The 21,340-nt window shown below is 44.5% G+C and carries 19 protein-coding genes and 2 pseudogenes; 16 read left to right on the top strand and 5 right to left on the bottom strand.

Features of this window, described 5'->3' with window-relative positions:
- Positions 1-34 precede the first annotated feature (34 nt).
- Entirely contained in the window at positions 35-859 is an 825-nt protein-coding gene (locus tag ACESTK_RS10285; protein ID WP_118582104.1) for a transglutaminase-like domain-containing protein, read from the bottom strand.
- Positions 856-1,131 (bottom strand): hypothetical protein, encoded by a 276-nt coding sequence (locus ACESTK_RS10280; protein WP_118582107.1) that lies wholly within the window; start codon positions 1,129-1,131, stop codon positions 856-858. The genes ACESTK_RS10285 and ACESTK_RS10280 overlap by 4 nt, the downstream gene beginning before the upstream one ends.
- 279 nt (positions 1,132-1,410) lie before the next feature.
- On the opposite strand from ACESTK_RS10280, the gene ACESTK_RS10275 reads away from it, so the two are divergent.
- A complete protein-coding gene (locus ACESTK_RS10275; protein ID WP_373119690.1) occupies positions 1,411-3,669 on the top strand; it encodes a hydratase in 2,259 nt (752 codons plus the stop codon).
- Between the two features lie 147 nt (positions 3,670-3,816).
- Here the strand turns inward: ACESTK_RS10275 and ACESTK_RS10270 are convergent, their stop codons facing one another.
- Positions 3,817-4,002: a DUF6783 domain-containing protein gene (locus ACESTK_RS10270; protein ID WP_373119700.1), complete on the bottom strand. Its 186-nt coding sequence runs from the start codon at positions 4,000-4,002 to the stop codon at positions 3,817-3,819.
- 1,110 nt (positions 4,003-5,112) lie between these two features.
- On the opposite strand from ACESTK_RS10270, the gene ACESTK_RS10265 reads away from it, so the two are divergent.
- Both ACESTK_RS10265 and ACESTK_RS10260 read left to right on the top strand, forming a co-directional pair.
- The gene (locus tag ACESTK_RS10265; protein ID WP_118582110.1) at positions 5,113-5,844 is read left to right on the top strand and encodes an RluA family pseudouridine synthase; all 732 of its coding nucleotides are present in this window, start codon (positions 5,113-5,115) and stop codon (positions 5,842-5,844) included.
- Between the two features lie 140 nt (positions 5,845-5,984).
- Positions 5,985-7,085 carry a substrate-binding domain-containing protein gene (locus ACESTK_RS10260; RefSeq protein ID WP_118582113.1) on the top strand — a complete coding sequence of 367 codons (1,101 nt, stop codon included), beginning with the start codon at positions 5,985-5,987 and terminating at the stop codon, positions 7,083-7,085.
- Between the two features lie 56 nt (positions 7,086-7,141).
- Here the strand turns inward: ACESTK_RS10260 and ACESTK_RS10255 are convergent.
- Positions 7,142-7,198 (bottom strand): annotated as a pseudogene (locus tag ACESTK_RS10255) (DUF6783 domain-containing protein); the annotation flags it as partial.
- Between the two features lie 551 nt (positions 7,199-7,749).
- Between ACESTK_RS10255 and ACESTK_RS10250 the strand changes: the two are divergent.
- The 13 genes and pseudogenes from ACESTK_RS10250 (at position 7,750) to ACESTK_RS10190 (ending at position 19,163) form a co-directional block, all read left to right on the top strand.
- A complete protein-coding gene (locus ACESTK_RS10250; RefSeq protein ID WP_173717843.1) occupies positions 7,750-8,019 on the top strand; it encodes an AtpZ/AtpI family protein in 270 nt (89 codons plus the stop codon).
- A gap of 86 nt (positions 8,020-8,105) precedes the next feature.
- The gene (locus tag ACESTK_RS10245; RefSeq protein WP_118582119.1) at positions 8,106-8,531 is read left to right on the top strand and encodes an ATP synthase subunit I; all 426 of its coding nucleotides are present in this window, start codon (positions 8,106-8,108) and stop codon (positions 8,529-8,531) included.
- A 108-nt stretch (positions 8,532-8,639) separates the two neighbouring features.
- Positions 8,640-9,398 carry a F0F1 ATP synthase subunit A gene (locus ACESTK_RS10240; protein ID WP_195391857.1) on the top strand — a complete coding sequence of 253 codons (759 nt, stop codon included), beginning with the start codon at positions 8,640-8,642 and terminating at the stop codon, positions 9,396-9,398.
- Between the two features lie 122 nt (positions 9,399-9,520).
- Positions 9,521-9,799: an ATP synthase F0 subunit C gene (gene atpE, locus ACESTK_RS10235; RefSeq protein ID WP_179962564.1), complete on the top strand. Its 279-nt coding sequence runs from the start codon at positions 9,521-9,523 to the stop codon at positions 9,797-9,799.
- 143 nt (positions 9,800-9,942) lie between these two features.
- Entirely contained in the window at positions 9,943-10,446 is a 504-nt protein-coding gene (gene atpF / locus ACESTK_RS10230) for a F0F1 ATP synthase subunit B (protein ID WP_118582125.1), read from the top strand.
- Positions 10,443-10,982: an ATP synthase F1 subunit delta gene (gene atpH / locus ACESTK_RS10225; RefSeq protein ID WP_118582128.1), complete on the top strand. Its 540-nt coding sequence runs from the start codon at positions 10,443-10,445 to the stop codon at positions 10,980-10,982. The genes atpF and atpH overlap by 4 nt, the downstream gene beginning before the upstream one ends.
- Positions 10,983-10,997: 15 nt before the next feature.
- A complete protein-coding gene (gene atpA, locus ACESTK_RS10220) occupies positions 10,998-12,527 on the top strand; it encodes a F0F1 ATP synthase subunit alpha (protein WP_118582131.1) in 1,530 nt (509 codons plus the stop codon).
- Between the two features lie 22 nt (positions 12,528-12,549).
- Positions 12,550-13,404: an ATP synthase F1 subunit gamma gene (atpG, locus tag ACESTK_RS10215; protein WP_118582134.1), complete on the top strand. Its 855-nt coding sequence runs from the start codon at positions 12,550-12,552 to the stop codon at positions 13,402-13,404.
- Between the two features lie 222 nt (positions 13,405-13,626).
- Entirely contained in the window at positions 13,627-15,030 is a 1,404-nt protein-coding gene (gene atpD, locus ACESTK_RS10210; RefSeq protein ID WP_373119688.1) for a F0F1 ATP synthase subunit beta, read from the top strand.
- Between the two features lie 12 nt (positions 15,031-15,042).
- The gene (gene atpC, locus ACESTK_RS10205) at positions 15,043-15,444 is read left to right on the top strand and encodes an ATP synthase F1 subunit epsilon (protein WP_118582140.1); all 402 of its coding nucleotides are present in this window, start codon (positions 15,043-15,045) and stop codon (positions 15,442-15,444) included.
- A gap of 340 nt (positions 15,445-15,784) precedes the next feature.
- Positions 15,785-17,084: pseudogene (locus tag ACESTK_RS10200) on the top strand (sodium-dependent transporter).
- Positions 17,085-17,129: 45 nt separating this feature from the next.
- On the top strand, positions 17,130-18,323 hold the full coding sequence (locus tag ACESTK_RS10195) for a pyridoxal phosphate-dependent aminotransferase (RefSeq protein WP_118582146.1): 1,194 nt from the start codon (positions 17,130-17,132) through the stop codon (positions 18,321-18,323).
- A 129-nt stretch (positions 18,324-18,452) separates the two neighbouring features.
- A complete protein-coding gene (locus ACESTK_RS10190; protein ID WP_373119687.1) occupies positions 18,453-19,163 on the top strand; it encodes a glycosyltransferase family 2 protein in 711 nt (236 codons plus the stop codon).
- A gap of 75 nt (positions 19,164-19,238) precedes the next feature.
- Here ACESTK_RS10190 and typA read toward each other — a convergent pair whose 3' ends face one another.
- Positions 19,239-21,074 (bottom strand): translational GTPase TypA, encoded by a 1,836-nt coding sequence (gene typA / locus ACESTK_RS10185; protein ID WP_118582152.1) that lies wholly within the window; start codon positions 21,072-21,074, stop codon positions 19,239-19,241.
- Positions 21,075-21,340: the final 266 nt, after the last annotated feature.

The following is a 21,340-nucleotide window of genomic DNA, read 5'->3' as shown; positions in this document are numbered from 1 at the left end:
AGTTACTGCAGCCAGTACAGCGAATATTAACCATTTATGAAATCTTATATTTCAAAACCGGGTAAAGTCCATAAGAACCATAGGTTGCACCGTAATACTTGCTGTAACTCTTTGCCTCTGCGAAAAGCGGGTCATAAACATACCCGTTGATCTCGCACCATGCGTGGGCATTGTTGTTGCTCTGCACAGCGTCGGCACATACATAAACATTCTTGTATCCGATTGCCTTGGCGAGGTAAGCAAATGCGCCAGCGTCAGAAACGCAGTCCCCGTTGTGATGGAGAAAATGGTCATTTGCAAAAGTAGCCGGCCAGTCCTTGCCGCCCTGGTCAAAATCACGCCAGATATTATAATAGCCCTTGATCACCCAGTTGAAGCATGTCTGAAGCTTCTGGGATTTGGACATGCTGGAATTGGTGATCTCTGCTGCAATCTGCTTGGAGCGGAGGTTGGCAATCTGAACCTGAGTCATTCTCTTTCCGCTGGCAGTATAGTAGGTAGAACCCTTTTTTCTGCCGATTACATGACTTTTATTGTCGATGTAGTAAGTAAATCCCCTGTAACCTTTATTAACAGTAGTATTTTTTAATAGGGTTCCCTTGGCACTGAAATAGAAATAATTCTTGCCAATCTTCTGGAAACCGGTGAGGCGTTTTCCTTTTCGATAGTATCTTCTGATTCCGGATTTGGTCTTCACCCAGCCTTTTTTCTGTGGCTTTTTGGGCGTCGGAGTAGGGGTGGCAATAACAGTTTCCGTTACCTGAGAAGGTGCAGCTTCAGCTGCGTTTGCAGTTACCGGAGTAAGGGCAAGTACTGCGCTGGTGAGAACCAGCATAAACATTTTTGTCTTTTTCATCATTCTCCTCCATCTTCCTCTATTACCTGTATTTCCAGGTAATCAAAGTCAATCTGTTCAATAAAATTATCCTGATAAAAACGTGTTTTACTGTGCTTCTTAAAATCCCGCACCGTAGTATCCAGCCAGATCGGATTTCCCAGATCCAGCTCATAACAGATCTGCTCCAGACAGTGAAAAACCTTGTGCGTTCTGGTCTCCTGGCGGTCATCACAGATCACGGTATCCTTCAGCATATGGTTATCTTTCCAGATTCTTCCCCAAAGGCGAAACATCTTAGAACACCTCCCATTATTTCAGTGTTGGTAGATTCTACCTTATCACTGATTTGAAAAAGTTGCAACAGAAATGTGGAGCAAAATTACAGACCATTTTTGGCAGAAAAAGCTTTTTAGCACGCTAAAGTGTTTTTGCTTGACCCTTTCGGAGAAATCTACTATAATTAACGATAATGTTGCTGCTGTTCACAAAAAATACCTCTCAGAATGTTGCTGGTGAACAGCTGCATAATATTTGTTACTTATAAATCTCTCAAGATGAGGAGGAGCTTTATTATGAAATTATATGATACTGGCGTGTATCTGCAGAATGGAAAGGAAATCATTCCGGCAGCTGAAGCCCAGCTTCCTGTTTCCAGAGAAGATGCAGCAAGAAATACCATTGCCTATTCTATTTTAAAAGTCCATAATACTTCCGGTAATATGGACAAGCTTCAGATTAAATTTGATAAACTGACATCCCATGATATTACTTTTGTAGGAATTATCCAGACTGCACGTGCTTCCGGACTGGAGCGTTTTCCGGTACCGTATGTTCTGACCAACTGTCACAACTCCCTCTGTGCAGTTGGCGGTACTATTAATGAGGATGACCATATGTTTGGTCTTACCTGTGCGAAAAAATACGGCGGTGTCTATGTTCCGCCACATCAGGCAGTTATCCATCAGTTTGCCCGCGAAATGCTTGCTGAGTGCGGCAAGATGATTCTTGGCTCAGACAGCCATACCCGTTATGGCGCTCTTGGAACTATGGCTATGGGAGAGGGGGGACCGGAGCTTGTGAAGCAGCTTCTTTCCCAGACATATGATATCAATATGCCAGGAGTTGTTGCTATTTATCTGAAAGGAAGCCCACGTCCGGGCGTAGGACCGCAGGACGTTGCTCTTGCTATCATTGGTAAAGTATTTGCAAATGGTTATGTGAAGAATAAAGTAATGGAGTTCGTAGGTCCTGGCGTAGCTAATTTAAGTGCTGATTTCCGTATTGGAATCGATGTTATGACTACTGAGACTACCTGCCTTTCCTCCATCTGGCAGACAGATGAGAAGATTCAGGAGTTTTACGAGATCCATGGAAGAGCCCAGAGCTATAAAGAGCTGAAACCGGGAGATGTGGCTTACTATGACGGCTGTGTGGAGATTGACCTTGGCGAGATCAAGCCAATGATCGCTATGCCGTTCCATCCAAGCAATACTTATACAATTGATGAACTGAATGCAAATCTGGATGACATCCTTGCCGATGTTGAGAAAAAAGCTCTGGTAAGTCTGGACGGCAAGGTTCCTTATACTCTCCGTAATAAGGTTGTAGACGGAAAGCTTTACGTTGACCAGGGAATCATTGCAGGATGTGCAGGCGGTGGATTTGAGAATATCTGTGCTGCAGCGGATATTCTCCGCGGAACCAGCATCGGTGCAGATGCCTTTACTTTAAGCGTATATCCGGCAAGTACTCCGATTTATATGGAGCTGGCTAAGAATGGAGTTCTGGCAGATCTTCTTGAGACAGGTGCTGTTGTGAAAACGGCATTCTGCGGTCCATGCTTCGGCGCTGGAGATACTCCGGCAAACAATGCTTTCAGTATCCGCCATACCACCAGAAACTTCCCAAACCGTGAAGGCTCCAAGATCCAGAATGGTCAGATTTCTTCTGTCGCACTTATGGATGCCCGTTCTATCGCTGCTACAGCTGCAAACAAGGGATTCCTTACCTCTGCTGAGAATTTCACAGGAGAGTACAGAGGACAGAAATATTTCTTTGATAAAACGATTTACGATAACCGTGTATTTGACAGCAAAGGCGTGGCTGATCCGTCTGTTGAGATCCAGTTTGGACCGAACATCAAAGACTGGCCGAAGATGCCGGCACTTGCAGAGAATCTGGTTCTGAAGGTTGTTTCCGAAATTCACGATCCGGTAACTACTACCGACGAGCTGATCCCGTCTGGTGAGACTTCCTCCTACCGTTCCAATCCTCTTGGACTGGCTGAGTTTACTCTTTCCAGAAAGGATCCGGCTTATGTTGGACGGGCAAAAGAGGTTCAGAAAGCAGAGCATGCCATTGAGAACGGCGAATGTCCGCTGGATGCACTGCCAGAGCTGAAGCCGGTTATGGAAGCGGTGAACAAAGAGTATCCGGAAGCTGGCAAAGGCAATCTTGGCGTTGGAAGTACTATTTTCGCAGTGAAGCCCGGAGATGGTTCTGCCCGTGAGCAGGCTGCTTCCTGTCAGAAAGTACTTGGCGGGTGGGCAAACATTGCCAACGAATACGCTACCAAACGTTACCGTTCCAACCTGATTAACTGGGGAATGCTTCCATTCCTGATCCCGGCCGGTGATCTTCCGTTTGTAAACGGTGATTACCTGTTCTTCCCGGAAATCCGCAAGGCTGTGGAAGAGAAAGCCGACTGCATTACCGGCTATGTGGTAAAAGAGAGCGGACTGGTTCCATTTACTGTAACACTTGGAGAACTGACAGATGATGAGCGGGAAATCATCCTGAAAGGCTGTCTGATCAACTACAATAGAAAATAAAATGTTATGAGGCAGGTCATTCTTTTTGAGAGCGACCTGCCTTTTTATCAGAATTTCCTGTTACATAAAAAGTTCTACATGGTATGATCACACTGCAACGAAAAGGCAAATATCGCTCAATGTGTTTCTACATAGGCTAGAACGTGTTTAAAAAAGCATTTCCGCAATCTGCACGTCCCACTTTGCGGTATATTTTTCCCGAATTCGGTTGTCGTAGCCCGCTATGATACCCTCAACCGGACAAAATCTCCCACAAATCATGACGTATATCTTGCAGAAAGCCTTTTTTAAACACCCATTTAGACTTTTGCAAAAAGGAGCCTTTCTTGTTATATAAACAAATATTCTGAATAATTATAATAATTAGTAAAAAACACAGAAATACAACGTGAAACGCCAAAATAAAACAGAAATAAAACAAAAAATACACGAAAAAGTATTGACAAATAAGATCAGAGATGGTAATATAAGCTCATCAAAAGAAAAGAAAAACAACTTCATAAAGAAAGGAGCTTAGTGATTCCAATGGGAACATAAAATCTTTCTAATCAATATAAGAGAGACAGGAATCGCATTTCCTGCAAGAAGACCTGATACGAGAACCGTGTAAATAGAAAATAAAGTATCACTTGATTCAGCTGATACTTATAAACGTATCCAAGGTAAATAGAAGCGATTACTTATATTGAATAACTGTCCACCACTAATACAAAGATCTGGAACTTGTGTAAAGAAACATTTCTCCAGAGGATATAACCCCTTATCACAGATAAGCAGGATATCTTGAGATTCCTATTGAACCTTTAGAATATGAATCGAAACTTTGCATTAGAAGAATATCATAATTGATATTCCAGTCAGAAATAGATCAGGAACTTCCGCTCAAACTTTTTTGTATAATACATATAAGAGAGCATATGAACCAGTAAGTGGTTTTGGATTTAACCGAATTAAGTTTGAAATTGTTTATGATAATGATTCAGAGCCTGAGAAGTATATCCGATATTTCTGCAGAAGAAATTATAAAACGTGAATTATAATTTCAATCTATCAAACTTCTAAATAAACCGAATGATAAACATCATATCGTTTATGAGCAGGAAATAAGATAAGATATTTTAAATAAAAACTTAAAACTGAATATAGAACAACTGAATAAAGACCACGTAAATATTAAATTGTAAATCAATTTGAAAAACGAGGAAAAGACCATTGAATACTGAAGAATTTTAGGACGGTCATCATTTGAAATATAAGTAAAATGATGACCGTCCTTTTCCATGCTGTGAGAGACAAAAAAGCGGGATGATGTATTGGATACGAAGTGAACAGGAACCGATATGCAGCATAAAGCATACCGGAATAGAAAGTGTGAGCTTGTAAATCAGGCTTTAATCCGCTATAATGAGCAGAGAAAATTGGAAACTATGAGGGAAGCAGACGATGTTTAGTGGGAAAATAGAGGACTACATTCTTTTCGAAGATAAAGAAATTATAGTTTGCCGTAAGCCAGCGGGAATTGCGGTACAGAATGCAAGAATCGGTGCCATGGATCTGGAGAGCAGCCTGAAAAATTATCTGGCAATGCAAGACGGTGGTGGGAGAAGGATTCCATATCTGGCAGTAATCCACAGGCTGGATCAGCCGGTAGAAGGTATTCTTGTATTTGGGAAGACACCTGAGGCTGCGAAATCGTTAAGTGCACAGATTACAGCTGGAAAGATGGAAAAAATTTATCTGGCAGTAACATATGGAAAGCAGGCCGAGGCTGGGAAAAAAGAAAAAGTTCTGGAGGATTATCTGAAAAAAGATGGAAAATCCAATACTTCTTCCGTGGTAAATGCGCACACTCCTGGTGCGAAGAAAGCCAGACTTTCCTATGAGGTTCTCGGTGAAGCTGTGGATGCAATTTCCGGAAAGAAAAAATGGCTGCTTCGAATTCATCTGGATACAGGCCGTCATCACCAGATTCGGGTTCAGATGGCTCATGCAGGAATGCCTTTGGCTGGTGACCGGAAATATGGTGCCGGAACGAATGTGACCATCGGGGCAGGCAGCCTGGCTCTGTGCGCTGCAAGCCTCACCTTTTTCCATCCGATAACCGGAAAGGTGATGAAATTCGTGACAAATCCGGAAGGGGCGGAATTTAAGGGGATTTCTATCCCGCAAATGTGAAAAAAACATAAAAACTATAGACGTGGAACCGAAATTGTGTATAATGTAAAAGCAAGATTAAACAAAGATGAAGACTGCGAAAAATAGTTATAAAAAGTTTCTATGAAAAACTTTAAACATTCAGATGAGGAGTGAATAAAATGAAAAAAGTAGCAGTGATACCTGCTGTTGTTCTGGCTGCATTATGCACCTTCACAGGCTGTAAGAAAGAAGAAGTGGAGAAAGTGATCGCGCCACTGGTCTCTGACGGGCAGACTACGGAATCCACAGAAGAAGCCCAGGAAGAAAAGGATCCTCTTATTCCTGAAATTGATACATCTGTAGAACTCCAGGCAGGATCCCGGGTGGCAGTTGTAAGCAAGAGTACAAGCGGAGAGTTCTGGGGACTGGTTAAGAAAGGAATGGAGCAGGCAATTGCCGATGTAAACGAGGCATATGGCTTCAAGAAAGAAGATCAGGTGACCATGACCTTTGAAGGCGCCAGCGATGAGAAAGATGTGGAGAGCCAGGTAAATACCATAGATGCGGTAATTGCAGAGAATCCGGATGTACTTTGTGTTTCTGCCAGCGATATGGATTCCCTTCAGGCGCAGCTGGAAGCTGCCAAGGAGAATGGAATCCCGGTTGTGGCATTTGACTCTGGTGTTACAGACAGCAAGATGGTCCGTGCATTTCGTGGTACGGATAATACCAGGGTGGGCGAAATCGCTGCGTATAGATTAGCCACAGCCATCGGAAAAATGGGTAAGGTTGCAGTCTTTTCTGCGCAGGAAAAGACGCAGAGCATTCAGGAACGTGTAAGCGGTTTTACCAATTATATCACCAATTATCCGGATATTGAAGTTGTGGAGATTGTTTATCAGGATCAGGTAGATGATATGACAGCTGCCATGCAGGAGGTTCTTGACAAATATCCGCAGCTGGACGGTGTTTTCTGCGATAATGCAGATATTGCCGATCTGTATCTGGACATGAAAAAGGATGAGACAAAGGATTCCATTGTGATGGTTGGTGTGGATGCCACAGCGAAACAACAGGAGGCTATCCGGAATGGTAAAGAGGTCGGTGTGGTTTCCCAGCAGCCTTACGCGATGGGATATCAGACCATCTGGACAGCACTTTTGACTACAGCACCAAAGAAGAGTGTGGAAATCAAGCGGAATGTGCGTATCGACCCGGCATGGATTGATTCCTCAAACATTGATGATCCTACATACAGTTCTTATTTGTATGCAAATTGAAATAGCTTTCATAAGAGGCACGTCATAATTTTCAGGAATGATTTCACAAACACGCTCTACGAATTTGGGCAAAATATGTCGCAAAGCGGGGCGTGCAGATTGCGAGAATGATTTTATAAATACGCTCTAAAATAAGATAGTGCGGTTCATAAGAAACTATGAAAGAGAAACTGCTTTGTACAGCATGAATTTACCAGGAATGGGAATGCTGATACAAGGCAGTTTTTTGCATATCAAAGGATATTGCAGCCAGAGCCTGTTTCAAACACATTCTAGTACATCGAAAATTAAGTTTCTGCTATATTGACGCAGGATGATTTCTTCATATGCAAGGCGGAGGAAGGAGGCGTAGCGGTGGCTACGGCGACCGACGACAACGCAGCAGATGAAAAATCAGACAAGTCAATATGGCGGTTACTTAATATTCAATGTACTAGACAATACTACCTGCCGTGTCTGAATTTTAGTCAATGTTTAACGATTGTATAACGACAAAATAACAAGAATTTGTTAGCATGTAATTACTTTTTGAAGTGTGAAAAAATTGACGATATGCAATAAAATGGAAGTCAATTTTTAAATAATGTGCACAATAGAAGTTGCTATCCATACTGAATTGTGTTAAAATCTGTCTATAAAATGAGACTTGAGACAGGAGACTTTTATGAAAAAATGGGGAGATATTATCAAGAATATGACTTTGCTTAGTCAATTTAGCTTATCCTTTATCACTCCTCTGCTTCTGTGCCTGCTGATCTGCTGGTGGATGAGTACCAGCCTGGGAATAGGAGAATGGATTTTTATTCCTGGCTTTTTTTTCGGACTGGGAGGCTCCTTTACAGTAGCCTATAAGCTTTACCTGTCCGTAACCGGACATCAGAAGAAAGAGAAAGAGAAAAAGAAGAATAAAGTTTCATTTAACAGACATCATTAGAGTGTGTTTGAGGAATCATTCCTGCAAAGTGTGACGTACATTTTGCAGAAAACCTTTTTCAAACACGTTTCAGAAGGGAGATTTGTATGAGCAAAATGTTTGCAGATGTGCAGCCGGCAGTGAGGAAAGAGACGAAGAAGGTGGCGATTGGTACATTTGTATGCGTAGTCCTGATGTGGGCTGTATTTGGAATCGGACATCTGGCAGTGCCGGAGCAGATTCCGTTTGATTATACAGTGCTTCTCGCCGGATTTATTGGCGGGATGGTGGCAGTACTGAACTTTTTCCTTATGGGGCTGACCGTTCAGAAGATAGTTTCCATGGAGGACGATAAACAGGCTGCAGCGAAGATGAAGGCCAGCTATAGTCAGAGAATGATGCTTCAGCTTATCTGGGGCGTTCTGGCGATTGCGGTTCCCTGTTTTCAGTTTGTAGCCGGAATCTTACCATTGCTTTTTCCAAACATTGTGATCAAGACAGTTGGAATCATTGGGGGGAGGAAGGCCGCATAATGATATATACAATTTTATGTAACTATTCAGCAGGTACTGCTCCGCGAAATGTGTGACAGATGTGGTACGGAACAGTTACAAATTTATAATGACAGGAGGTGAGAGTACATGGATATCGAAATAACCGGTGGCAGGATATTCTATACGTTTCCGTTCGAGATTCCCATCCTGGGGAAATTCCAGATCACGGAGACTCTGGTTGTAAGCTGGCTGGTTATGCTGTTGATCACAGGACTTTGTATCTGGCTGACACATGATCTGAAAGTGGAGAAAATATCCAGGAGACAGGCTGTGGCTGAACTTCTGGTGGAGACAGCAAATAAGTTCGTCATCGGAAATATGGGTGAGAAATTCAGCTATATGATTCCTTTTGTGGCGGCGCTTTTTGCCACCAGTGTGGTATCCAACCTGATCAGCCTTGTAGGACTGCGAAGCCCTACAGCAGATCTTTCCACAGAAGCTGCATGGGCAGTTGTTGTATTTACCATGATCACGGCACAGAAGATCAAGACAAATGGTTTCGGTGGATATATGAAGGGATTTACAACTCCAATCCCTATTATGACACCATTTAATATTCTTTCTGAGATTGCCACACCGATCAGTATGGCATGCCGTCATTTTGGAAATATTCTTTCCGGTGTAGTTATCAATGGTTTGATCTATGCAGCGCTGGCGCTGGCAAGCTCCAAACTGTTTGGACTGATTCCGGGTATTGTGGGAGAGGTTTTGTCGAAGATCCCATTCCTGGACGTTGGTATTCCGGCAATTATGTCAGTTTATTTTGACTGGTTTTCCGGAATCATGCAGGCATTTATTTTCTGTATGCTGACTGTAATGTATATCGCGAATGCAGCAGAAGAGTAGCGTAAAGAAGGCGGATGTTCACGAAGTGGGCAGAAAATCGGAAAATGCAGAAAATATTTTGCAGTTTCCGGATGAATTGAATTTTTAACAAGAGAAATCATAAATAACAGGAGGATTTGATTATGGATTTTACAGTATTGGCAAAAGGTATCGCACTGGCTGGTTGTGCAATTGGTGCTGGTCTTGCACTGATCGCAGGTATCGGACCTGGTATTGGAGAAGGTAACGCAGTTGCAAAAGCTCTGGAAGCAATCGGACGTCAGCCAGAGTGTAAAGGTGATGTAACCTCTACCATGCTTCTTGGTTGTGCGATCGCAGAGACTACAGGTATTTACGGTTTCGTAACCGGTCTGCTTCTGATCTTTGTTGCACCTGGTACCTTCATGAAGTTCCTTGGATAATTAAGGACAAGTATCACAGGCGTTACCATTCACAGACCGCTGTTATGGAAGCTCCATAGAGACGGCACCAAAGCAGCTGGTTTCTATACTGGTAAGATACTGGAACGGTATGAATGGTAGCAGTTACAACAGGAGGTTAGAACATGCAGGTACAGGAACTTGTAGGAATTGTGCCGTGGACGTTTATCGCACAGATCTGCAATCTTTTTCTTCAAATGTATCTGATAAAAAGATTTTTGTTTAAGCCTGTCAATGAAATGCTTCAGAAGAGAAGAGCAATGGCAGATGCCGAAATCCAGGATGCTACAAAGGCGAAGGAAGAAGCTCTTGCCATGAAGACAGAGTATGAACAGAATATGCAGCAGGCCAAAGCAAAGGCCAGCGATATTGTCACAGAGGCACAGAGGACAGCTTCCCTCCAGAGTGAGGAGATCCTGAAAAGTGCAGCCCAGGAAGCCCGTGCTATGAAAGAGAAGGCTGAGAGCGACATTGCACAGGAGAAACGCAAAGCTGTCAATGAAGTGAAGAATGAGATCGGCGGCATGGCAATGGAGATTGCCGGCAAGGTGATCGAGCGTGAGATCAAAGAAGAGGATCACGCGAAACTGATCGACGAGTTTATTTCGAATGTAGGTGAGGCATCATGACGCAGATTGCCAGATTATATGGCAGCAGCATGTATGATCTTGCTGCTGAAGAACAGCTTACCGACACTGTGCTGGAGCAGATGCAGACAATCCGGCAGCTTTTCCGGGAGAATCCCGATTATGTGAAATTGTTGTCAGAGCCTTCAATCCCGAAGGAAGAGAGGACAAAACTTCTTGATACTGCATTTGGAACAGAAGCAGAACGGTATCTGGTGAATTTTCTGAAACTGCTGTGTGAGCGCGGAATCCTGGGAGAGTATTCCGGATGCTGTGAGGAATTTACACGGCGGTACAATGTGGACCATAACATTGCCACTGCAGTGGTGACCAGCGCGGTTGCACTGACAGATGAGCAGATGGCAGCGCTTAAGGACAAGCTGGAGAAGATAAGCGGTAAGACCGTTACCCTGACCCAGAAGACAGATCCTACAGTGCTTGCAGGTCTTAAAGTGGAACTGGAGGGCAGACAGCTGGACGGTACAGTAAAGAGCCGTCTGGATGATCTTTCCAGGAAATTAAACGAGCTTATAGTATAAGGATGGATAGAGAAAATGCAGCTTAAACCTGAAGAAATTTCAAAAGTCATCCGCAGTCAGATCAAATACTACGATAACGCTATCAAACAGAATGAGACCGGTACGGTTCTTATGGTTGGTGATGGTATTGCAAGAGCCAGCGGTCTTATCAACTGTATGGCAGGAGAGCTTCTTGAGTTTGAGGACGGAAGCTTCGGAATGGCGCAGAACCTGGAAGAAAACAGTGTTTCTATCGTTTTATTTGGGGATGATTCCGGTATTGGCGAAGGTCAGACCGTAAAGCGCACCGGAAAGGTGGTATCCGTTCCGGTTGGTGAGGCTATGATCGGGCGAGTTGTAAATGCCCTTGGACAGCCTATTGACGGTGCAGGACCTGTAGTGACAAGTGAATACAGGGCGATTGAGAGCCCGGCACCAGGTATCTGCGAGAGACAGGGCGTTAACCAGCCTCTGCAGACCGGTATTAAGGCAATTGACTCCATGGTTCCCATTGGAAGAGGTCAGCGTGAGCTGATTATCGGTGACCGTCAGACTGGTAAGACCACTCTGGCAGCAGATACTATTATCAATCAGAAGGGGAAGGACGTGATCTGTATCTATGTTGCAATTGGTCAGAAGCGTTCCACCGTATCTTCCCTGGTTGAGACTCTTACAAGAAATGGCGCTATGGATTATACCATCGTTGTAGCGGCTACTGCTTCAGAAGCCAGCCCGCTGCAGTACATTGCACCGTATTCCGGATGTGCAATGGGTGAATATTTTATGTATAAGGGAAAAGATGTACTTATCATTTACGATGATTTAAGTAAGCATGCGGTTGCTTATCGTGCACTTTCCCTGCTGATCCGTCGTCCACCGGGACGTGAGGCATATCCTGGAGATGTTTTCTATCTCCATTCCAGACTTCTGGAGCGTGCCGCAAGACTGGATGAGGCACACGGCGGCGGTTCCCTGACTGCACTTCCGATCATCGAGACACAGGCAGGAGACGTTTCCGCATATATTCCCACTAACGTTATTTCCATCACAGACGGACAGATTTTCCTGGAGACAGAGCTGTTCCATTCCGGTGTTATGCCGGCTGTAAACCCTGGTATTTCCGTATCACGAGTTGGTGGAAATGCACAGATCAAGGCAATGAAGAAGGTTGCCGGTACTTTGAAGCTGATTTATTCCCAGTATCGAGAGCTGCAGAGCTTTGCACAGTTCGGTTCAGATCTGGATGCTGATACAAAAGCCAGACTGGAGCAGGGAGCCCGTATTGTGGAGGTTCTGAAGCAGAACCAGAATGCGCCGGTTCCAGTTGAGAAGCAGGTAGCTATCCTTTATGCAGTAACCAAGGGAATCCTTTCCAGGGTTGCTACAGAGGATGTAAGAACCTATGAAGCTGGTCTTTATACCTGGATTGACAGTGATGCACAGGGTGCTGCTGCAATGCAGGAAATCCGTTCCACAGGTGCATTATCTGCGGAGACAGAAGAGAAGCTGAAGGGCGCATTGGAACAGTATACTGAGAATTTTGTAAATACAAGACCTGAGAAATAAATTGTGACAAGGAGGACTTTTTATGGCTGCAAACATGAAAGCGGTAAAGCTGCGGATCAAAAGTGTGCAGAGCACTATGCAGATTACCAAGGCAATGGAGCTTGTAGCATCCTCCAAACTGCGTAAAGCAAAAGAAAGGGCGGAAGTCTGCCGGCCCTATTTTGAGACTATGCATCAGACTCTGGTGGATATTGCACAGGGGAATACAGATTTTTCTTCTGTATATGCCAGAGAATCCGGGAATGAGAAGTGCTGCTATGTACTGATCGCCGGAGACCGTGGTCTGGCTGGCGGATATAACACCAACTTGTTTAAATGTCTGGAAGCAGCCTCTGTGAATCAGGATTTCCTGGTTCTTCCCATTGGGAAAAAGGCTGTGGAGTATTCGAAGCGAAATGGATTTGCCTGTGTTACAGAAAGCTTTGGCGAAATTGCCGATGTTTCTGTTGCAGACTGCTTTGAGATGGCGAATCTGCTCTGCGGGGAATTTAAGAAGGGAGAATTTGGACACATTGATCTTTGTTATACAAAGTTTGTTTCCATGCTTTCCCAGCAGCCATCAGCGATTCCGGTGCTGCCTCTGAAGGACCTGACAGATAAACAGGATACAAAGAGCATCCGGAATCTGATTCTGTATGAGCCGGATGCGTCGGAAGTATTTGATGCCATTGTTCCGGAGTATCTGGCCGGTTTGATCTATGGCGCGGTTTGTGAGAGTGTTGCCAGTGAGCTGGCTGCAAGACGTACCGCCATGGAGGCTGCGACCAACAATGCCGAGGAAATGATCGAGAAGCTGAATCTGCATTACAACCGGGCACGTCAGGCAAGCATCACGCAGGAGATCACAGAGATTGTTGGAGGTGCGGAGGGAGTATAGGATAGGTGCAAAATATATTGCTGCCATGAAAGAGACAGTACTTACAATATTAGTTGATATTTTGCGTTTATAGAATATTCATCCGCGTGCTGGCTGGACAAAAAATAAGATATAGTGAAAAATATAACGAAATATCACTATATGGATTTTTCGGATGGTCAGTCACAGAAATAATGATGATTATGAAGGATTTTACCCTTCAATCTATAAGGAGATTGCTAAATGAGCGAAAAACACATTGGCGAGGTGGTGCAGGTAATCGGTCCGGTACTGGATATCCGGTTCGGGCATGACGAGCTGCCGGCACTTCTCAATGCCATCGAAATTGATCATGAAGGCACAAAGCTCACAGCAGAGGTTGCTCAGCAGATCGGGGATAATACGGTACGCTGTATCGCCATGAATTCCACCGATGGTCTGGTAAGAGGAACCAAGGCTGTAGATACTGGTGAACCCATCAAGGTTCCAGTTGGAGAAGAGTGCCTTGGACGAGTATTTAATCTTCTTGGTGATCCGGTAGATAATCTTCCGGCACCAGAGACGAAAGAGCACTGGGCAATCCACCGTCCGGCACCATCCTATGAGGAGCAGATGCCGGCAACTGAGATCCTGGAGACCGGTATCAAGGTTGTTGACCTGATCTGCCCTTATGCAAAAGGTGGTAAGATCGGTCTGTTCGGAGGTGCTGGTGTTGGCAAAACAGTTCTTATTATGGAGCTGATCCACAATGTTGCCACAGCACACGGCGGACTTTCCGTATTTACAGGTGTTGGAGAGCGTACCCGTGAGGGTAATGACCTTTACAATGAAATGAAGGAAAGCGGCGTTATCGACAAAACTGCACTGGTTTATGGTCAGATGAACGAGCCGCCGGGAGCACGTATGCGAGTTGGTCTTTCCGGACTGACTATGGCAGAGTATTTCCGTGATGTGAAGAATCAGGACGTGCTTCTTTTCATTGATAATATTTTCCGTTTTACACAGGCTGGCTCAGAGGTTTCCGCACTTCTTGGACGTATGCCTTCCGCTGTAGGTTATCAGCCAACTCTGGCTACTGAGATGGGTGCTCTTCAGGAACGTATTACTTCTACCAGAAAGGGGTCCATCACATCTGTACAGGCTGTTTATGTACCTGCCGATGACCTTACAGATCCGGCTCCGGCTACCACATTTACCCATCTGGATGCGACCACCGTACTTTCCCGTGAGATCGCCAGCCAGGGTATTTATCCGGCAGTGGATCCGCTTGATTCCACCAGCCGTATCCTTTCCCCGGAGGTAGTTGGACGGGAGCATTATGAGATTGCACGTGCAGTACAGAGAGTTCTGCAGCGTTATAAAGAATTGCAGGATATTATTGCAATTATGGGTATGGATGAGCTTTCAGAAGAGGATAAGCTGACAGTAAGCCGCGCGCGTAAGGTGCAGCGATTCCTGTCACAGAGCTTCTCTGTTGCAGAGCAGTTTACAGGTATGCCGGGACAGTATGTTCCGCTGAAAGAGACTCTCCGTGGATTTAAGATGATCCTGGATGGCGAGTGCGACAGTATTCCAGAGAGCTGCTTCCTGTTTGCCGGAACTATTGACGATGTATTTGAGAAAGCAAAAAATAACCAGAATCAGTAAAGGAGGCTGCCTATGAGGACATTTCCCCTTAGAATCGGTACCCCCGACGGCCTGCTTTTTGAGGGAGAGGTGCAGCGCATTGTGTGCCGCAGCATTACCGGTGATCTGGCAATCCTGGCAGGACACTGCAACTTCTGTACCGCTCTTGGAATGGGCGAGGCCCATGTGATACTGGAGAATGGCACCAGCCGCAGTGCTGCCTGCATCGGCGGCATGCTCACCGTAATGGATGGCAATTGCAGTCTTCTTGCAACCACCTGGGAATGGCAGGAGGACATCGACGCCGACCGCGCTGGAAAAGCCAAAGAGCGTGCCCAGGAAAAGCTGGCCAAGGGTGGTCTCTCCGATAAGGAGTACAAGATCGTAGAAGCCAAGCTGCAGAGGGCGCTGGTGAGACTTAGTGTGAAAAGTTAAGGAATAATGAAAGAGGACAGTTTTGCCTGGAAAATGGTGTTTAAGGTGAGACTGTTCTTTTTATGTATAAAAGTTTGCGGACACCAATACATTGGTCTCTGTTACTGCGAAAAAAATCGTAAATTATCACCAATGATTTATTTTCGACTTTAAAACGTCAAATTCCCATCACATAAAAGCGTTGACATAAAAGTGTGGGCGCGTTACAATAAGATATCGGGAAAAATATGAAAAAGGGCTGGATATAACCGGTCCTTTTTATTACTTTCCAACAAAAACAAAGCCTGGAAGGTGCAGCTGCCAGGCACTATAAAATGAAAAAGAAAACAAGTGGGACGATTTGAAAGAACGAGAAACATTTGGATCACGGCTGGGATTTATCCTGGTCTCTGCAGGATGCGCCATTGGGCTGGGAAATGTGTGGAAATTCCCATACATGGCAGGGAAATACGGCGGTGCAGCATTTATTCTCATTTATCTGGTATTTCTGGTGCTGTTAGGACTTCCGGTACTGGTATGTGAATTTGCTGTAGGACGTGCAAGCCGTAAAAGTACGGCAAGGGCATTTCATGATCTGGAGCCAGAGGGCGCCAATTTCCACAACTTCAGTTACATGAGCATGGTTTCTAATTATGTACTGATGATGTTCTATACCATGGTTGCCGGCTGGATGCTTTATTACTGCTATGCAATGGCATCTGGTAAGCTGGCAGGAAAGGATTCTGCACAGGTAGCGGACTATTTTACAGGACTTCAGGACTCAGCTGGTACAATGACTTTATGGATGATCATTGTAGTTGTTTTATCCTTCGGAGTGTGCTCTTTGGGAGTGCAGCGTGGCCTGGAGAAAATCACAAAAGTAATGATGATATGTCTTCTGGCACTGATCGTAGTGCTTGCAGTTCATTCTCTTACGCTTGACGGAGCGATGGAGGGAGTGAAATTTTACCTGGTGCCGGATTTTGCCGCTATGGCCGAGATCGGAATCGGAAATGTGATCTTTGGGGCACTGTCGCAGGCATTTTTTTCATTAAGTATTGGTGCAGGCTCTATGACGATTTTCGGAAGCTATCTTGGAAAGGATAGATCCCTTCTGGGAGAATCTCTGCATATTACTTATGTCCTTTGCCTCCCTGTCTACTGTAATTGCGGTTTTCGAGAATATTATATCCTATTCAATGGACAGAAAAGGCTGGAGCCGTGGAAAAGCTGTTATAGTCAACATGGTGGCAATGATCCTTCTTTCTCTGCCGGCAGTATTTGGCTTCAACATTTTGTCAGGAATACAGCCGCTTGGAGCAGGAACGAACATCATGGATCTGGAAGATTTCATTGTATCCAATAATATTCTTCCACTGGGTTCTGTAGTATTTGTAATGTTCTGCGTGTCCAAATATGGCTGGGGCTGGAAGCGCTTTATTAAAGAGGCGGATACCGGAGAAGGGCTGAAATTCCCTGCAAACGTACAGAAATACATGCTGTATGTGATTCCGGCGATTGTAGTTGTGATTTATCTGAATGGATATTATGATATGTTCAGCCCGAAGGGACCGGTTGTGCTGACCGTGTGGATGATTGTGAGTCTGCTGGTGCTGGGACTTGTAGGATGGATTATATTTGGGAAAAATAAGACGAAATAATAGAGAAATCTTAATAAGAAATAAGCAAAAGAGGAGTGACATAAAATGATAGCAGAAAAAATGAAACCATATGTAAAAAACAATTCTGCAATCCGTATGATGTTCGAGGAAGGCAATCGCCTTCGCGCGATTTACGGACCGGAAAATGTATTTGATTTCAGCCTTGGAAATCCAAGTGTTCCCGCACCGGATTGTGTTCGTCAGGCCATTATTGATCTGGTAAATGAGGAAGAGCCGACAGTTCTCCATGGCTATATGAGCAATGCAGGATTCGAGGATGTTCGCCAGACAATTGCAGAGTCCCTGAACCGTCGATTTGGCACTTCTTTTGCAGCAAAAAATCTGATCATGACAGTTGGTGCAGCCAGCGGATTGAACGTAGCATTTAAGACAATCCTGAATCCTGGAGAAGAGGTGATCGTTTTTGCACCTTATTTTCTGGAGTATGGTGCATATGTACGCAATTATGACGGCAATCTTGTGGAAATCTCACCGGATACTACCACATTCCAGCCGAATCTGAAGGAATTTGAGGAGAAAATCACACCGAAGACCCGTGCTGTCATTGTGAATACTCCTCACAATCCGACTGGAGTTGTTTATTCAGAAGAAACAATCAGGAAACTTGCGTCAATTCTGGAAGCGAAGCAGAAAGAATTTGGCACAGTGATTTACCTGATTTCTGATGAGCCATATAGAGAACTGGCCTATGACGGCGTACAGGTACCCTATCTGACAAAATATTATGCAAATACAATCGTAGGCTATTCCTACAGCAAATCCCTTTCTCTTCCAGGTGAGCGTATCGGTTATCTGGTTATTCCAGACGAGGCAGACGGAAGCGAGGAACTGATCGCAGCAGCAGCCATTGCTAATCGTACTATCGGCTGCGTAAATGCTCCATCCCTGATCCAAAAAGTAATCGCGAAATGCGTAGATGCAGAGGTAGATGTGGCAGCTTACGACAAGAACCGCCTTGCTCTTTACAATGGACTGAAAGAACTGGGATTTGAATGTATTAAGCCACAGGGAGCGTTCTATTTATTCGTGAAATCTCCAGTTACAGATGAAAAAGCCTTCTGCGAAGCTGGCAAAAAATACAATATCCTTATGGTGCCGGGAAGCTCCTTTGCCTGCCCTGGATATGTAAGACTGGCTTATTGTGTATCGTATGACACGATTATGAACTCTTTGCCCCAGTTTGGAAAATTAGCAGAAGAATTTGGGCTGAAAGCATGATTTCTGTGTACCGCGAAGCGTGTAGCAGTGAAGGTACTGAACAGTTACAATATGATATATAAAGTACGGTTAAAGATATGCTGTTAAAGCTTAAAGCCTGTTTGAAAAATCAGTAAATGGGAGGAAGTTATGTCCAGTTTATATATCGTAATTCCGGCATATAATGAATCGGAGAATATTGAGAAAACCATTGACCAGTGGTACCCAGTAGTGGAACGTCATAACGACGAGGGAAATTCCAGACTGGTGATTATTAACGATGGAAGTAAAGACAACACCTACGAACTTCTGCAGAAATGTGCCGCTACAAGACCCCTTCTTGTCCCACTGGATAAACCAAACGGCGGTCACGGTCCTACAGTACTTTATGGATATCGCTACGCCATCCGGCAGAAAGCCGATTATATTTTCCAGACTGATTCCGACGGTCAGACCAATCCAGACGAATTCGAGCCATTTTGGAACCAGAGGGGCCGGTATGATGCAATAATCGGCAGCCGCGCTGTCCGTGGCGACGGAAAATCCAGAAAATTCGTAGAGAATGTTGTATGCTTTCTGCTGAGAATGATCTTCGGTGTAAAAGTTTCCGACGCCAATGCGCCGTACCGCCTGATGAAATCCAGCCTGGTAGCCAAATATATCGACAAACTCCCAGAAGATTTCAACATCCCCAACATTATGTTTACAACATACTTCGTCCATTACAATGAGAAAGTTAAATTCATTGAAATCACCTTCAAACCCAGACAGGGCGGAACTAATTCCATTAATGTGAAGAAGATTGTGAAAATTGGCTGGAAGGCTGTGAAGGACTTCTATAAACTAAAGAAAGAGCTTTAGAGCTTGCTATATACAAAAAGAGCAGATAAATCTTACTCAACCTAAGATCTATCTGCTCTATTTTCTTATAATCCCTTACGCATTTTTCTTAATAGAAGCTCTCTTACGATCACGGGAATCCAGAATCTTCTTACGGATACGAAGGCTGCTTGGAGTAACCTCCAGAAGCTCATCTGTATCGATAAACTCAATAGCCTGCTCCAAACTGAGAACTCTTGGCGGAGTCAGTTTCAGTGCCTCATCAGCAGAAGAGGAACGAGTATTGGTCAGATGCTTGGTCTTGCAGACATTCAGCTCGATATCCTCTGCCTTGCCATTCTGTCCGATAACCATACCACTGTAAACCTTTGCACCAGGTCCGATAAATAAAGTACCACGCTCCTGAGCTGCAAACAGACCATAAGTAACAGCCTCGCCGCCCTCGAAAGCAATCAGGGAACCCTGTTTACGATACTGGAAATCTCCCTTATATGGAGAATAGCCATCAAAAATAGTATTGATAATACCAGTTCCCTTTGTGGAAGTAAGGAAATTTCCTCGGAAACCAATCAGTCCACGGGAAGGAATGTGGAACTCAAGACGAACGGAACCGTCGCTTGCAGTGCTCATTCCCTGCAGTTCACCCTTACGCTCGCTGAGCATCTGGATAACGGTACCAGAAAATTCCTCCGGAACATCAATGTAGGCAATTTCCATTGGCTCTAATTTCTTGCCACGTTCATCAATTTTGTAAAGTACCTCTGGCTTGCTGACTGCAAATTCATATCCCTCACGTCTCATATTCTCAATAAGAACGGAAAGATGAAGCTCACCACGTCCGGAAACCTTAAAGCACTCAGTTGTCTCAGTGTCTTCTACGCGAAGGCTGACATCTGTGTTCAACTCTCTGTAAAGTCTGTCACGGAGATGACGGGAGGTGATGTATTTACCCTCCTGTCCTGCAAGCGGGCTGTCATTTACCAGGAAGTTCATGGCGATAGTCGGCTCAGAAATCTTCTGGAATGGAATTGCCTCCGGGTTATCTCCGCCGCAAAGGGTATCTCCGATATGAATTTCAGCAATACCGGAAATTGCAACAATTGATCCGATAGTTGCCTCTTTTACCTCAACTTTATTCAGACCGTCAAACTCATAAAGCTTGCTGATCTTAACCTTCTGTTTTTTGTCCGGATCGTGGTGGTTCAGAAGAGTAAGCTCCTGGTTTACGGCAATAGTGCCGCTCTCAACCTTACCAACGCCGATACGTCCAACATATTCGTTATAATCAATGGTACTGATCAGTACCTGTGTGTCTGCATCCGGGTCTCCCTCCGGAGCCGGAATGTATTTCAGAATAGCCTCAAACAGCGGCTCCATGTTCTCTGGTGTATCCTTCAGATCCAGAACAGCGTGTCCTGTTTTTGCAGATGCATAGAGGAATGGGCAGTCGAGCTGCTCATCGGAAGCACCAAGATCCATAAGAAGTTCCAGAACCTCGTCAACAACCTCGTCTGGCCTTGCTTCTGGACGGTCTATCTTATTAATGCAGACGATTACGTGCAGATCCAGCTCAAGAGCTTTTTTCAGAACGAATTTGGTCTGAGGCATAGCGCCTTCGAAAGCGTCAACCAGAAGGATAACGCCGTCTACCATTTTCAGTACACGCTCAACCTCGCCGCCGAAGTCAGCATGTCCTGGGGTATCGATAATGTTGATCTTTGTGTCTTTGTAATGAACTGCTGTGTTCTTGGAGAGAATTGTGATACCACGCTCTCTCTCAATATCGTTGGAGTCCATGACACGTTCCTGAACCTCCTGATTGGCACGGAAAACACCGCTCTGTTTCAGAAGCTGGTCTACCAGAGTGGTTTTACCATGGTCAACGTGGGCAATGATGGCTACGTTACGTACATCTTCGCGTTTCGTCTTCATAAAAATCGAAATCCTTTCTTTATCGGGCAGAGGGATTCTGCCTCTTTCTTTCCATATTAATGTAGTTTCTTCTTTATATTGTCCAAAACCTCAGTTTACCACATTTTTCGCGAATTACAAGGTGTTGAAAAAAATTTTTGAATTTCTATGAAAAAAATATTTTAAATTTCTGGTTCTAAACAGGGTGATTTTCTCATAGATATTATAGACCAACAAGTAAGACAAGTATTATATGTCTGCAGAAAAAAGTGAAAATAAGGAAGGAG

Origin of the sequence: Ruminococcus sp. Marseille-P328, from assembly GCF_964249465.1 — a bacterium.
Classification (GTDB): domain Bacteria; phylum Bacillota; class Clostridia; order Lachnospirales; family Lachnospiraceae; genus Blautia_A; species Blautia_A faecis.
Note: the sequence above shows the minus strand (reverse complement) of the source record. Positions and strands in the feature narration are given on the sequence as shown.